We start from the raw sequence: 13974 nt of genomic DNA on the forward strand, positions 1-13974 counted from the left end.
TAGATGAGGGTTAAAGCTCACAAGTTCCCGGGTGTTTACGTCTTCATCGATGAGGACGGGAGCGAGAAGATCGCAACTAAAAACCTCGTTCCGGGCCAGAAGGTCTACGGCGAGAGGCTGATAAAGGCCGAGGGCGAGGAGTACAGGATTTGGAACCCGAGCAGGTCGAAGCTCGGCGCCGCCATCCTCAACGGCCTCAAGAACTTTCCGATAAAGCCCGGATCAACAGTTCTCTACCTTGGTATTGCAAGCGGAACGACCGCTTCCCACGTCAGTGACATAGTCGACTGGGAAGGCAAGGTCTTCGGCGTCGAGTTCTCGCCGAGGGTCCTGAGGGAGCTCGTTCCCCTCGTCGAGGAGAGGAGGAACATCGTGCCGATACTGGGCGATGCCACGAAGCCCGAAGGCTACCGCGCGCTCGTTCCGAAGGTGGACGTCATCTTCGAGGACGTCGCCCAGCCAACGCAGGCGAAGATACTCATAGACAACGCGAAGGTCTACCTCAAGAGCGGCGGCTATGGTATGATCTCCGTCAAGAGCAGGAGCATAGACGTCACCAAGGAGCCGGAGCAGGTCTTCAAGGAGGTCGAGAAGGAGCTTTCTACCTACTTCGAGGTCGTGGAGAGGCTTTCGCTTGAGCCCTACGAGAAGGACCACGCGCTCTTCGTCGTCAGGAAGCCTTGATTCTCCCCTTCCACCATTTTGTTTCTCAAGCTGGATGATGGCTATCGTCAATTGCCTAAAATCTCTTTTACTTTTACCGAAAGACTTTTATAACTGCCCCATGAACCTTAGGCGAAGTTATATTCAACTTTTGTAGGTGATGCCCATGGGAAAACTCCTGAAGCCCAAGAGGGATGTCGGCATTATCGGCTACGGTGCCTACGTGCCGATGTATAGAATCAAGGCCGAGGAAATAGGAAGGATCTGGGGGGTTAGCAGCTTCCCAATCCAGGAGAAGTCCGTCCCAGGTCTCGACGAGGACACGATAACCATTGGTATTGAAGCGGCAAGAAACGCCCTCAAGAGGGCCGGAATCGACCCCAAGCTGATCAGGGCCATCTGGCTCGGAACCGAGAGCAAGCCCTACGCGGTTAAGCCGAGCGGAACCGTTATAGCCGAAGCCATCGGAGCAACTCCCGACTTAGACGCGGCCGACTTTGAGTTCGCCTGCAAGGCCGGAACCGAGGCCATACAAGCTGCCATCGGCTTCGTCGGTTCTGGAATGGCCGACTATGCCATGGCCATAGGTGCCGACACCTCACAGGGGAGACCCGGCGACCACCTCGAGTTCACCACGGGAGCCGGCGGCGCCGCCTACATCCTTGCCCCGAAGAGCTCTGAAACGCTGGCCTACTTCGAGGCGAGCTATTCCTACGTCACCGACACCCCTGACTTCTGGAGGAGGCAGCACGAGCACTACCCGAGGCACGGTAACAGGTTCACCGGCGAGCCCGCCTACTTCCACCAGATAATAAGCGCCGCCAAGACCCTTATGGAGGAGATGGGCTACACCCCGAACGACTTTGACTACGCCGTCTTCCACCAGCCGAACGTTAAGTTCCCGCTCACAGCCGCTAAAATCCTCGGAATCCCCAAGGAGAAGGTCCTTCCGGGCCTGCTGAGCAACATCATAGGCAACACCTACAGCGGTTCGACGCTAGTGGGAACGTCGGCGGTTCTCGACGTGGCCAAGCCCGGTGACAGGATTCTCTGGGTGAGCTTCGGAAGCGGTGCGGGAAGCGACGCCTTCAGCCTCGTCGTCCAGGACGCGATAGAGGAGAAGAGGGACCTGGCTCCAAAGACGATGGACTATGTGAACAGGAAGAAGTACATCGACTACGCCTTCTACGCGAAGCACAGGGGTAAGTACATAATATGAGGTGGTTGAAATGGAGAAGCCCGTCATAATTGGAGTTGGTATGGTTCCCGTTGGCGAGCACTGGAGGATTTCACTCAGGGACATGGCCACTGAGGCCCTTCTCAACGCTATGGATGACGCTGGAATTGACAAGGTCGATTCCCTCTACGTTGGAAACATGGCCTCTGGCTCGTTCATCGAGCAGGAGAACCTCGGCGCGCTCATAGCCGACTGGGCTGGCCTCGGAAACATCCCCGCCGTCAAGATCGAGGCCGCGTGCGGAAGCGGCGGTGCGGCAGTCCAGGAGGGAGCCAAGGCCGTGATGTCGGGCCTTGAGGACGTGGTTGCGGTTGTCGGCGTTGAGAAAATGACCGACGCCTGGCCGACCGACGCCACCCGCTACCTCGGCTACGCAGCAGATGCGGAGTACGAGCTCTTCCACGGGGCGAGCTTCGTCGCCCTGAACGCCCTCGTCATGAGGCTCTACATGAAGACCTATGGCTACACCGAGGAGGATTTGGCCCACTTCTCGGTCAACGCCCACAGAAACGGCGCCAGGAATCCCTACGCAATGTTCAAGAGGGAGATAACGGTTGACACCGTCCTTAAGAGCCCGTACGTTGCAGACCCGATAAAGCTCTTCGATGCCGCGCCCATGTGCGACGGAGCGGCAGCAGTAATAATCACCTCGAAGGAGAAGGCGAAGGAACTCGGCGTTCCAAAGGACAAGATGGTCGAGCTTGCCGGCTTCTGGAGGGCGATTGACACTGTTAACCTCGCCAACAGGGAGGACTTCCTGACGCTCAAAGCCGCCAAGGTCGCGGCAGAGAAGGCCTACAAGATGGCGGGAGTAACTCCAAAGGACATAGACTTCTTTGAGGTTCACGACGCTTTCACGGTTATGGCCGCGCTCAGCCTTGAAGCTCTTGGCGTTGCGGAGAAGGGTAAGGGTGCCATTCTAGCAAAGGAAGGCCAGATAGCGATAGATGGCGACTATCCGATACAAACGATGGGCGGCCTGAAGAGCCGCGGACACCCGGTCGGAGCTACCGGTGTCTACCAGACGGTTGAGGCAGCTCTTCAGCTCCGCGGAGAGGCTCCCGAGGGGATACAGGTTCCCGATGCCGAGGTTGGCCTGACCCAGAACATAGGTGGAACCGGTTCAAACATCACCGTCAACATCCTGAGGAGGGTCTGAAATGGGGAGGCCGATGCAGGTTGCTAGGCACTGGAGACACTTCCGTGAGAAGTACGCCCTCATAGGGGGCAAGTGCGAGAACGGTCATGTCTTCTTCCCGAAGAGGCCCGTCTGCCCTGTTTGTGGCTCAAGGAACGTTGAGGAGTACCAGTTCAGCGGGAAGGGAAAGGTCGTCAGCTGGACCATCGTTAGGAACCCGCCCAGTGGCTTCGAGTACTACAAGCCCTATCCCCTAGCCCTCGTCGAGCTTGAGGAAGGACCAGTTGTTCTGGCCCAGCTGACAGACGTTGACCCGGAGGAGATCCACGAAGGCATGGAAGTGGAGATGGTCACCAGGAAGGTCAGGGAGTTCGGCGAGGACGGAATAATCCTCTACTCCTACAAGTTCCGGCCGGTGCTTAAGTGAACGCACCCCTTCCCCCTTTCTTTTGATACCTCGAATTCCAAAAGAACAGCCCACAAGGGGAGAAAGATCCAAAACAGAATGGCCAGAGGCCCTCAGACCTTCTCTATCCTCATCCTGTCCCCGTTCTCGAACTCCATCTCGAGCTTTCCGCGCTGCATAATGACCTTCACACCATCGACGGTGGCCTCTATCTTCCCCTCGTTAGCTTCGACGCCAAGCATCTCCGCTACCTCTTCCACGCTCTTCAGCGAGCCACTCATCGTCGTCTCAAGCGTCTCCCCCTCGCTTTCTATAGTGATCTTCAGCTTTCCCTTTCCTTCCCTTATGAAGCTCTCCTCTTTCATGTCCTTCACACTCTCCGGCTGGGGCGGCTTTATGCACGGCATTTTTACCACAACCGTTGTTCTCATGGGCCTTTATCACTCTTTCCAACGTCCTTTATCATGCGAACCCATATCCCGCTCTGACCAACGCGCCTGAAGCCGTAGCTTTCATAGAACCTGATTGCCCCCTCATTCTTCTCGCCGACCCAGAGCTCTATCCTGTCATTGAAGCGGCTCAGGTACTCCAGGCACGTTTCCATCAGTTTGTGGCCTATTCCATGCCCTTGAAACTTCTTGTCAATCACGAACTCGTGAACAGCCCCAACTGTCCTGCCCTCGTACTTGCTGTACCAGTCCTTGTCGCAGACTATAAAACCCGCTATCTCACCGCCAACCTTGGCAACGAAGAAGCCGTCCTTTGCCTTCCCCCAGCACCAGCGGAGGTACCTCTTAGCGTAGCTCTCCCCCTCGCCGCCGTACTCGCGCATTCCCTCGTAGCCGCGCATGTAGATTCCAACGAGCTGTTCTAGGATCTCCTGGTTGAACTCCTTGAGCCGCTCCACCTTTACCTCCGTCATCAACATAAACTCATCGTGGGGTTTAAAAAGGCTCTCTCGAACCTATCCACGAGGAAAGAAGGTGATCCCAATGGGTAAGGCCAAGCCCAAGTACTGCGAGATATGCGGGGCACCCATAAGGGGGCCAGGTCACAGGATAAAGATCGAGGGGGCCGAAGTTCTAGTCTGCGATAGGTGTTACGAGAAGTACGGGGGCAAAAAGCCCGGTACCTTCAGCATCATGCCAACCGGAAGGCAACCCGCGAGAAGGACTTACTCACGGCCACCCAGGCCCAAACCTGTTCAGAAGCCCAGGACTGAGAGGCCCCTCTACACGGAGGAGATAGTCGAGGATTACGCCGAGCGCGTTTACCATGCAATACAGCGCTCAAAGAAGAGCTACCAGGAGCTCTCGCATGAAATAGGGCTCTCCATGAACGACCTCCGCGCGATAGCCCACGGTCACCGCGAGCCCACCATTAAGGAAGCGAGGAAGCTGGAGAAGTACTTCGGGATAAAGCTCATCGAGAGCTCCGAGGAGGAGCCCCTTGAAAGGAAGAGGACCATTCCCAGAGAATACGAGCCCACCCTGGGGGATATAGCCAACATAAGGATCAAGAAACGGAAGAAGTGAAAGTTTAAATTTTCTTTTAACCAAAATTTTCCGGTGGTGGTATGGGAGAGATCATTGTAACCGTCCCTAACGGTCTCGAAAAGATTCTGCGAAGGAAGATCTCGGCGATTCTTGAGAAAGAGGAAAAGAAGAGCATCAAAAAGTCAGTCCTGCAAAAATACCTCGGAAAATTCTCAGGGAAGATCATTGAGGAGGAGTGGTATCTCCAATGATGGAAGTTTTCGTAGACTCTTCAGTTTTGATAGAAGGGCTAAAAGGAAATCCCGACGCTGTTAGGGTTCTTTACATACTAGCAGACGAAAAAGCAGTTGCTATAATAAATGACATAGTGGTGAGTGAATTTCTGTTTCATTACATTCGTCTAAAATCCGGTGCTTCTCCTTTTACAATTAAACAATCTGGCAGGATATCAGAATACATTTTAGATGACGAGCCGTTGGACTTTCTGAATCAGTTTCACATCATACCTACTGACGAGGACACTATTATGAAGGCTTACAGTTTAATGAGATCTCACAATCTTCTTCCGAACGATGCTATAATCTTAACTACGTGTAAAATCAATGGGATCACAAACTTGGCCACATTAGACAGCGATCTGAGAAAAGCGGCCGAAAAAGAGGGTTTAAAACTCCTTTAAGCCAAAATCTCCCCTCTTTCTCTTCTTCCCCCTGGATTCCTCTGCCTTTGTCTTCTTAGGAGGGTGAAATCCCCTGAGCTTTTCAAAACTCCCCCAGAGACGCATCAGCTCGCCCCATGCCTCAGTGTCCGGAGGAACAACAAGAACGTGGGCTGGGGGATGGATGTCCATCAGCCTGCCAATGGCCTTGGCCGGGGGAAGGTCTATCTGGGCAACGACGTGGGCTCTAAAATGTTTCCGCGGTTTCTCACCGCTGATCTTTTCAAAAACCCACTCAGAAAGAGCGGGGGGAATTATCCTCGGGTCTCCCCTGATCTTCATCCCGCCGTAGCGGACGAGGTCGGCCAGCGCTATGCTCGCCTTCTCAAAACTGTCGGTTCTCACCAGAACGATCGTGTTTCTCATGCTCTCACCGGCGTAAGTTGTGAGGGTGGCTTTATAAAGAATTGGGACAAAACGGTACCGGGGGTTTGTTCTAATCCGGCTTGACAGCACGAAAGATCAAGAGCAACAGATTTTTCTTACCAAAACTTTTAAAAACTAAGTGTTAATAAAAATTTGGATAAAAACTGGAGGGATGTGAGATGTACCTGAAGAGGAGACACCTCGAGATACTCAGGGAGATGAAGAAAACTGAGAGCCAGGCGGAGATAGAGGCAAAGCTCCCGGAGGAGTTCCAGATAAGGGCGATAGAGCTCTACATACTAAGATTTGTCGAGCTTGAGGGCGGGAAGATAAAGCTGACCGATGCCGGCAGGAAGCTTCTCCAGATAACCGACGAACTCAACATTGAGGAGCTCCCGGATGTTATAGCGGATAGCGAGACCATCAAGATGATGGAGCTCCTGGATGAGACGGGTAAAATCCCCGAAAGCTGGATGGAGAAGCTCAGGGAGAGGAAGCTCGCAGACGAGAACGGCCTTACCGCCTTTGGAAAAGCCCTGCTTGAGATTTACCGTGAGATCCATCCGGTAGTTTACCTTACGCCCGAGATAGCTTCATTCCTGAGGGGAATGCCCAAGATAGGTACGCTCGACGAGCTTGTAACCTACAAGAACTCAAAGCTCTATGGAGATAACATAGTTAACGCACTCCAGGCCATGAGGCTCCTCCTTATCTCGCCGCCGACCGACAAGGGAAGGGCATTCGCAACAACTCCGGCGGCAAAGCTTGCTCTCAAGGCCCTCAGCATGATCCCCGTGTTCGCGAGGGCTATCGTCCTCAGGAAAGAGGACTTTGAGATGCTGAAAGCTGGCAAGAGGAACGCAGAGCTTGAGAGCATGGGTCTAGCCAACGAGAAGGGCACCACAGAGTTCGGAAAGGCCGTAATGGAGACCTACGAGGCAATGGGCAAAGTTGAGGAGAAAGTCCTGCCGATGTACCTGCTTGACGATGAGCTTTCAGTGCTAAAGGCTATTCAGGAGATTGAGAAGAAGTACGAGACCAACCCTGACATACTCCCAACCGAGAAGGAGATAGGAAAGCGCGTTGAGGTCGAAGACCTCGGGGCAATCCTACACCTCCTCGAGAGCAAGGGGCTGATCGAGAGGAAGCTCGTGAAGGATAAGGACACCTACTGGCTTACCGAGTGGGGCAAGGAGGCCATCAACTTTGGAACCGTCAGCCCGGACGCCATGAAGGCGGTAACCTACGCTGAGAGCGGTGACGTTCCGATAGCCGAGTGGGTGCTCAAGGCCCAGGAGGAGGGCGTTGTAAAGGCCGGCGTCACCGACAAGGGCAGGTTCTACCTCAGGCTCAGCAAGGAGGTAAGGAGGAGGCCCTTCATAACCCGCTACGACGCGGCAATACTGGCGAAGACCCCAAGGAAGAAGTACATCCAGGGGGACGAGCTGGTGTCTCTAGTTCAAGACTACATCGGAGGCAATGAAACGGAGATTATTAGGGCGATCGGTGAGGCAGAAGCAAAGGGCTTCATTATCGAACTCCAGAACGGCATGGTCAAGCTCACAGAACTCGGAGAGAAAGTTAAGAGCGCCCTAGAGAGCGCCAAGCTCCAGGAAATAGTCAAGGTCAAGTTCAGCGTAACGCCAACCCTCTACAACGTCCTTAAGGTTATCTACGACAACATCGAGACCTTCAACAGGATATGGAAGGAGAAGGGCGAAGCGAAGGGTTATAAGATGGAAGAGGTAGACGTTATCAGGAAGCACCTCAGCCTCAGTGACGACGAGATAAAGAAGGCTCTGGTAATGCTCAGGGAGCTCGGGTTCCTTGGAACGAAGAACCTAACGGAGGGAGGCAGGACGCTGGTTGAAGCGTATACGAGGTGATAGTATGGATCCTCTCAGCGGATTTTTAGGCTCCCTGCTGTGGATGTTCTTTTTCCTTTACTTACTTATGTGGCCCCAGCTCCAGTACAGGCAGCTCCAGATAGTCAGGGGAAGGCTTCTGGAGAGGATAGCTAGGAAGAGGAACTCCACCGTCATAACCATGATCCACAGGCAGGAGAGCATCGGGTTCTTCGGAATCCCGGTTTACAGGTTCATAAGCGTCGAGGACAGCGAGGAAGTCCTGAGGGCAATAAGGGCGGCACCGAAGGACAAGCCGATAGACCTGATAATACACACACCGGGCGGCCTGGTTTTAGCTGCCACCCAGATTGCTAGGGCGCTCAAGGAGCACCCCGCCGAAACTCGCGTTATAGTTCCCCACTACGCGATGAGCGGTGGGACCCTGATAGCTTTGGCGGCCGATAAGATAATCATGGATCCAAACGCGGTTCTCGGGCCGGTTGACCCACAGCTCGGGCAGTATCCAGCCCCGAGCATACTCAGGGCGGTTGAGAAGAAAGGCCCTGAGAAGGTCGACGACCAGACCCTCATCCTGGCAGATGTGGCTGAGAAGGCCATAAAGCAGGTTCAGGACTTCGTCTTCTACCTCCTGAAAGACAGATACGGTGAGGAGAAGGCTAGGGAGCTCGCCCAGATACTCACCGAGGGCAGGTGGACCCACGACTACCCGATAACGGTCGACCACGCCAGGGAGCTGGGCCTGCCTGTGGAGACCGACGTTCCAGAGGAAGTCTACGCCCTCATGGAGCTCTACAAGCAGCCGGTCAGACAGAGGGGAACCGTTGAGTTCATGCCCTACCCCGTGAAGCAGGAAAACCGGAAGTGATCCTATTTTCATTTTTAGATGATCAAAAGGACACATTGGTATGTTTTTCTATGCACCGCTGACCTAAACCTTTAAAAACCAAGGTGCCTCATTTATAAAGGGTTTTTAAACCCACCACCCGGAGGTGTAAGCCTTGGTAGACATGAGCAATGTTAAGCTCAGGATTGAAAATATAGTCGCTTCTGTTGACCTCTTTGCACAGCTCAACCTGGAGAAGGTTATAGAAATCTGCCCGAACTCCAAGTACAATCCAGAGGAGTTCCCGGGGATCATCTGCCGCTTTGAGGTACCGAAGGTTGCCCTCCTTATATTCAGCTCAGGAAAGCTCGTAGTTACCGGCGCAAAGAGCGTCGACGACATAAAGAATGCGGTTAACAAACTCACAGAGATGCTCAGAACAAAGGTCGGCACCCAGTTCACCAAGCCGCCCCAGATAGACATTCAGAATATGGTCTTCAGCGGGGACATTGGGGTGGAGTTCAACCTCGATGCAGTTGCATTAAGCCTTCCAAACTGTGAGTACGAGCCCGAGCAGTTCCCGGGCGTCATCTACCGTGTTAAGGATCCAAAGGCAGTGATACTGCTGTTCTCCTCGGGTAAGATAGTCTGCTCGGGAGCTAAGAGCGAGAACGATGCATGGGAGGCCGTGAAGAAGCTCCTCCGCGAGCTGGAGAAGTACGGCCTCGTGGAAGAAGAGGAAGAGTGGTGATTCCCTCATTCTTTTTCAAATTAACCCGAACAGCTCACACCGAGCATTCCCTCCAGCAGGAGGGCTTCCTGGTAGAGGGTTTCATCGCTTAGGGCCTCGAGTACCAGCACCCCTTCCCTCGGGGTATAAATTCTGTTCCGCTCGGCCCCGTCGAGGGGGCCCCTGAGGATCACGAGCAGGTGCTTCCGATTCCCAACGCTCCTCCTGCCGATTTCGATCTTCTCCCTGAACGAAAGCCAGCCGCCGGAACTCACCCTTTTGGAAACCTGCTCGAAGGCGTACCTCCTGGCCCCAGTATCGTTGTAGCCTATTTCCCTCGCGGCCTCATAGTACTCGGCACCGAAGATCTTGCCCACCAGGCAGGATACCTCGACGGCCGCCATAGTTCTCAGCTGACATCCCCCGCTCCTATCGCAGTAGTCCCGGGTCTCCCCAGTTCCCACGATTATCGTGGCGCGGTCGTAGTGGTGGTAGAGAGTGACATTGATGTCCAGAATGGGATCCCCCGTCAGGTGGCTTTCTACTAGCACGTGCTCTCCGTTCCCAATTGCCACCTCCATCGAACGGATGGGCTTTCCGCCGAAAAGACCGTAATAGGAGGAATACCACGAGTTCAAAACCCAGGCGAAGGCGAGTGCAAGAACCAAAAAGAGGGCTAAAGAACCGATTAGCTTCCTCTTCATGACCACCACCAAAGGAAAAGAAAAGAGGTTATGAGAGACCAGCTATGTACTGCATTAGTATGGTGGCGGCCTTCCTAGTCGCCTCCGGAGTTGCTCCCGCGACTATTATGACTCCCTTACCACCCAGGAGATCGCACTTCGGGATGTACCCGAGAACAGGGTATTCTCCAAACCAGACCCTGAAGTCGGTCGGAAGGTGGTAGCGGCCGAAGATCATGGAGGTCAACAGGTTGGCTCTGTTTGAACCAACGAGGATGTAGTTGGAGCCGGAGCTGGCAAAGTTGACCTCGGTGTCTAGGAGGGTAAGAGGCTGGGTGGGGGTGCGGATCACCAGGTTCTTAACACCATCGAATCCGGCCACAACGTAGTCGGTTCCCGGCACTTTATCGCCCACCGAAAGCACGAGCTCGTTCACCTTCGGGTTGTTCTCCAGTATCGTGATGGTGGCCTTTGCAACCACGTAGCTGGTGTCCGTTATGGAGCCGTCCCTGTTTATGTCGAACTCAACGTCCTTCTCGTTGAGGGACTTCATCTCGAAGGAGTACTCGATTGTGTAGATGTTGAGAATATTCAGCGGGTTCCCAACCAGCTCGTCCTCGTTTGTGAGGGCTATTCCCTTTATGTACTGGCCATCAGAGTCAACGCTCATAAGCCATCTCTGTCCGCCGTAGTCAACCTCCGTCCCGCTGGAGTACGTCTTTATGTCCCCATAACCGCTTATCTGGGCGATCTTTCCAAGGATTAGGTTCTCTGAGAGGGCTTCAAGCTTCAGCTGAAGCTCGATGGTGTCGCCGCTGACAACGACGTTTGTGGGCTCTCCGAGCTTGAGAACCGCCGGGCCGTAGATCTCCCCCGTCTTGGTGTCGACAACGGTTACGATGGCAGATTCCTCAAGCGGATTGGCTCCTATGAGGGTTATCTTCCACCTGCTGTTGCCCAGCATCTTGCTCTCGTTCTGGGCGAACCAGCCGGTCCCTAGAACTTCACCCGCGGTGAAGCTGTTGGCACCAACGGAAAAGACGTGGTACTTGATTCCGAGGAGGGTGAACTCGTCTCCTGCCGCAACTCCGGGACTTATAACGCCGACGATGGTTCCGTTGTCCTTTTCAACGGCGGCGGAGTTCCCTATTCTGCTCTCAGTTGTTACGTTCCTCTCCTCGGGCACACCCCACTCAGGGTAGGCCTCCCTCACGATCTCGTCCTTAACGACTGTGTAGTTGTACAGGGTGTAGTCAACGGAAACCGATATCCCCCTCGAGGGTATCTTTATGTCTGCCTGCTTTGGGGGGGCCGTACCATCCCAGTCCGCCGGATCAATGGGGCTGAGGGAGAGGCCTTTTATATCTATGTCCCAGCCGTAGAGGTAGTTCCCGTTGACAGAATCCCCCACCTTAACCTTGAACTGGGCCGAGAACGAGCTCGCCCAAGTGGTGTAATTGGTTGTGTAGCCGGCACCGTTGTACCAGTAATCCGCGGGAAGCTCATCGTAGGACTTGGACCAGTTAATCAGGCCGCTGTTGTATGGGAGGTTGTGGTCGATGGTCATGGTGTCGTAGTCGTAGCGGTATACAACCTGCTGGAGCACGACGTCGGTTTCACTGGCCTTCCTGAGCTTGACGGCTATGTCTTTGGCCTCTTCCTCCTTGTAGAGGATACTGCCGAGGGCGGCCGCTATGTCCGCGGCGCTGGCGACGTCCTCAGCCCTAGCATAGCTCCCGACGACTATCTTCACGTTTGGGGTCCCATCTGGATTAACGAAAAAGCTCCGGGGAACCGTGCTTATGTCCTTGAGCCCGGTTGGAACCATGTAGTTTGAACCTGCGGAAGCTCCGGCAGTTGAGAGCAAAAAGACAACGCCCATGAGGAGGGCGAGCGCTTTCATGAAGCCCTTCATCATCATACCCCCTTATTATCCTGAGTCATGTTTTTCTTTTCTTCCATCCTCATATACTTTTCGACTTTCATTCAGGCCAGTTTAAAGGAAAAGGTGTCCCTCTCGTAGGCCTTTTCAAAATCTTCTCCCATGAGGAGGGAGTTGAGGAAAGCACCCAGGTCGCTCAGGGAGTTCTGGAGCTCGGCGGCGGTTACGTCGATCACCTCCGGCTCCATGATCTCCAGCCGTCTAGGAAGGTACCTCGCAACCAGGGAGACCATGGATTCGAAGGAGGACACCGCCTCGATATCGACGTTGAAGAGACCATTCCCGGCCTCCATCACGTTAAGGGAGTTTATGCCGCAACCCTCAACAAGGAGCAACCTTGAAACAAGATCCCCCGCCGTCTTCTTGTCAGGGGCCTTCATTGATATGGAAACACCGTAGAGAATGCCCCTTCCCTGGTAGATGATCTCCCAGAGCTCCTCCTCGTCAAATCCTATTGGAGGGGAGGGGACTTCGCGGACATCGGGAACCACTGGGGAAGCGCCCAGCTCCTTCATCCTCAGCAACACCTCGTCCCGGATCCCGAGGAGGAGGCTTTCAAGGGCACTCCTATCGATCTCCAGCCGGCCGGGACTCAGGATCTCAACGAGGGTTGGGGCATAGGCCACAACGGCAGTGAATACCTCCTCCAGTGTCCCCTCAACCCCCGCCTCAAGAAGGGCCGAGAACCTGAGGGGATCCATGGCCTCGTCCTCTATGACCTCCCCAACGTCAACGTACTTTACCCGGAGTCCAGATCCTTCAAGGCCCTCCTTAGTCTTCTTCACCCTCTCCTCAACGGCCAGCCGGGTCCTTCCAAGGGCCTCAACGTATAAAACCGCCCCAACCATCACCACCACATCCCTGGGTAGGACTTTCTCCGGTACGTTCCCACCACTGGAAGTTTTTCGCCGCAGTACTCGCACTTCCCCTCAGGCGTGATATGGTAATCGGTTATCTCGAAGGCCCACCTCTTTATCACTGGCTTTCCACAGCTGGGACAGTACGTGTTTTCACCCTCGTGACCGGGCACGTTGCCAACGTAGACGAACTTCAGGCCCTCCTCCCTGGCTACCCTGTATGCCATCTCAACGGTCTCAATCGGCGTCGGCGGCAGGTTGCCAAGCTTGTAGTGGGGGAAGAAGCGCGAGAAGTGAACGGGGGTGTCGTCGCCGAGGTTCTCAACGACCCATCTGGCGAAGGCGCGGATCTCATCCTCCTTATCGTTGAGGGTTGGGATTATCAAATAAGTGAGCTCGACGTGGATTCCAAATTCTTTCTTAGCTATCACCGCGGTTCTCCTGCTCGGCTCTCCACTCGGGACGCTCGCTATCGTCATGTAGAACCTGTCATCGAAGGCCTTGATGTCGATGTTCATTGCATCGATGTAAGGTGCGAGCTCCCTGAAAGGCTCCTCGTTTATGTAGCCGTTGGTTATCATGAGGTTGTAGAGGCCCTCCTTCCTGGCGAGCTTCGCTGTGTCGAGGACGAACTCGTACCATATAACCGGCTCGTTGTAGGTGTAGGCTATGCTCTCGCAGCCGTAGCGCTTGGCCATCGCGACCACCATTTCTGGCGTCATGTCGTGGAGGTAGGGAAAGTCCTCGTCGCTCTGGCTTATCTCCCAGTTCTGGCAGTGCTTGCAGTGCATGTTGCAACCGACCGTCGCTATCGAGAAGGCACAGGAGCCGGGCCAGAAGTGAAAGAGCGGCTTCTTCTCCACGGGATCCGCACCTATGGCGGAGACCTTACCGTAGTTGAGGGTGTAGAGTTTTCCACCGATGTTCTTCCGTATCCTGCAGGAGCCGCGATGGCCCTCTTCGATTATGCAGTTGAGGGGGCAGAGCCTACAGCGAACCCTCCCTCCATCCAGCGGCTCCCACCAGGCTGCCTCACGCATGGTATCA

At 54.5% G+C, this 13974-nt stretch carries 17 protein-coding genes; 10 read left to right on the forward strand and 7 right to left on the reverse strand.

Going from position 1 to position 13974, the window contains the following annotated elements; translation table 11 throughout:
• Nucleotides 1-3 precede the first annotated feature (3 nt).
• The 4 genes from A3L09_RS09945 (at nucleotide 4) to A3L09_RS09960 (ending at nucleotide 3465) form a co-directional block, all read left to right on the forward strand.
• Nucleotides 4-684, forward strand: coding sequence for a fibrillarin-like rRNA/tRNA 2'-O-methyltransferase (locus A3L09_RS09945; protein WP_088858803.1), 681 nt, complete (start codon nucleotides 4-6; stop codon nucleotides 682-684).
• A 145-nt stretch (nucleotides 685-829) separates the two neighbouring features.
• Entirely contained in the window at nucleotides 830-1882 is a 1053-nt protein-coding gene (locus A3L09_RS09950) for a hydroxymethylglutaryl-CoA synthase (protein ID WP_088858804.1), read from the forward strand.
• Between the two features lie 10 nt (nucleotides 1883-1892).
• Nucleotides 1893-3059: a thiolase domain-containing protein gene (locus A3L09_RS09955; protein WP_088858805.1), complete on the forward strand. Its 1167-nt coding sequence runs from the start codon at nucleotides 1893-1895 to the stop codon at nucleotides 3057-3059.
• A gap of 1 nt (nucleotide 3060) precedes the next feature.
• On the forward strand, nucleotides 3061-3465 hold the full coding sequence (locus A3L09_RS09960) for a Zn-ribbon domain-containing OB-fold protein (RefSeq protein WP_088858806.1): 405 nt from the start codon (nucleotides 3061-3063) through the stop codon (nucleotides 3463-3465).
• Nucleotides 3466-3557: 92 nt separating this feature from the next.
• Here the strand turns inward: A3L09_RS09960 and A3L09_RS09965 are convergent, their stop codons facing one another.
• Both A3L09_RS09965 and A3L09_RS09970 read right to left on the reverse strand, forming a co-directional pair.
• On the reverse strand, nucleotides 3558-3851 hold the full coding sequence (locus A3L09_RS09965) for a hypothetical protein (protein WP_088859056.1): 294 nt from the start codon (nucleotides 3849-3851) through the stop codon (nucleotides 3558-3560).
• A gap of 20 nt (nucleotides 3852-3871) precedes the next feature.
• Nucleotides 3872-4366, reverse strand: a complete 495-nt coding sequence (locus A3L09_RS09970; RefSeq protein ID WP_088859057.1) for a GNAT family N-acetyltransferase — start codon at nucleotides 4364-4366, stop codon at nucleotides 3872-3874.
• A 70-nt stretch (nucleotides 4367-4436) separates the two neighbouring features.
• On the opposite strand from A3L09_RS09970, the gene A3L09_RS09975 reads away from it, so the two are divergent.
• Genes A3L09_RS09975 through A3L09_RS09980 form a run of 3 tightly spaced genes read left to right on the forward strand, consistent with a single transcriptional unit; the run spans nucleotide 4437 to nucleotide 5619 of the window.
• Entirely contained in the window at nucleotides 4437-4979 is a 543-nt protein-coding gene (locus tag A3L09_RS09975; protein ID WP_088858807.1) for a multiprotein bridging factor aMBF1, read from the forward strand.
• Nucleotides 4980-5020: 41 nt separating this feature from the next.
• Nucleotides 5021-5191: a hypothetical protein gene (locus tag A3L09_RS10980; protein WP_198362271.1), complete on the forward strand. Its 171-nt coding sequence runs from the start codon at nucleotides 5021-5023 to the stop codon at nucleotides 5189-5191.
• The gene (locus A3L09_RS09980; protein WP_088858808.1) at nucleotides 5188-5619 is read left to right on the forward strand and encodes a type II toxin-antitoxin system VapC family toxin; all 432 of its coding nucleotides are present in this window, start codon (nucleotides 5188-5190) and stop codon (nucleotides 5617-5619) included. The genes A3L09_RS10980 and A3L09_RS09980 overlap by 4 nt, the downstream gene beginning before the upstream one ends.
• On the opposite strand, the gene A3L09_RS09985 is transcribed toward A3L09_RS09980, so the two are convergent.
• Nucleotides 5605-6024, reverse strand: a complete 420-nt coding sequence (locus A3L09_RS09985) for a DUF356 domain-containing protein (RefSeq protein WP_088858809.1) — start codon at nucleotides 6022-6024, stop codon at nucleotides 5605-5607. The two genes, A3L09_RS09980 and A3L09_RS09985, sit on opposite strands and share 15 nt — an antisense overlap.
• 179 nt (nucleotides 6025-6203) lie before the next feature.
• On the opposite strand from A3L09_RS09985, the gene A3L09_RS09990 reads away from it, so the two are divergent.
• The 3 genes from A3L09_RS09990 (at nucleotide 6204) to A3L09_RS10000 (ending at nucleotide 9466) form a co-directional block, all read left to right on the forward strand.
• Complete coding sequence (locus A3L09_RS09990; protein ID WP_088858810.1) at nucleotides 6204-7910, forward strand: DUF505 family protein; 1707 nt, start codon at nucleotides 6204-6206, stop codon at nucleotides 7908-7910.
• A 4-nt stretch (nucleotides 7911-7914) separates the two neighbouring features.
• Nucleotides 7915-8757, forward strand: a complete 843-nt coding sequence (locus A3L09_RS09995) for an SDH family Clp fold serine proteinase (RefSeq protein WP_088858811.1) — start codon at nucleotides 7915-7917, stop codon at nucleotides 8755-8757.
• Between the two features lie 133 nt (nucleotides 8758-8890).
• Nucleotides 8891-9466 (forward strand): TATA-box-binding protein, encoded by a 576-nt coding sequence (locus tag A3L09_RS10000; protein ID WP_088858812.1) that lies wholly within the window; start codon nucleotides 8891-8893, stop codon nucleotides 9464-9466.
• A gap of 20 nt (nucleotides 9467-9486) precedes the next feature.
• Here the strand turns inward: A3L09_RS10000 and A3L09_RS10005 are convergent, their stop codons facing one another.
• The 4 genes from A3L09_RS10005 to amrS form a co-directional block, all read right to left on the reverse strand.
• A complete protein-coding gene (locus tag A3L09_RS10005; protein ID WP_088858813.1) occupies nucleotides 9487-10149 on the reverse strand; it encodes a hypothetical protein in 663 nt (220 codons plus the stop codon).
• A gap of 28 nt (nucleotides 10150-10177) precedes the next feature.
• Nucleotides 10178-12043, reverse strand: coding sequence for an S-layer protein (locus A3L09_RS10010; RefSeq protein WP_232473530.1), 1866 nt, complete (start codon nucleotides 12041-12043; stop codon nucleotides 10178-10180).
• Between the two features lie 71 nt (nucleotides 12044-12114).
• Nucleotides 12115-12918 (reverse strand): hypothetical protein, encoded by an 804-nt coding sequence (locus A3L09_RS10015; protein ID WP_232473531.1) that lies wholly within the window; start codon nucleotides 12916-12918, stop codon nucleotides 12115-12117.
• Nucleotides 12918-13967 (reverse strand): AmmeMemoRadiSam system radical SAM enzyme, encoded by a 1050-nt coding sequence (gene amrS / locus A3L09_RS10020; protein WP_088858816.1) that lies wholly within the window; start codon nucleotides 13965-13967, stop codon nucleotides 12918-12920. The genes A3L09_RS10015 and amrS overlap by 1 nt, the downstream gene beginning before the upstream one ends.
• Between the last annotated feature and the right edge of the window lie 7 nt (nucleotides 13968-13974).

Origin of the sequence: Thermococcus profundus (genome assembly GCF_002214585.1) — an archaeon.
Lineage (GTDB): Archaea > Methanobacteriota_B > Thermococci > Thermococcales > Thermococcaceae > Thermococcus > Thermococcus profundus.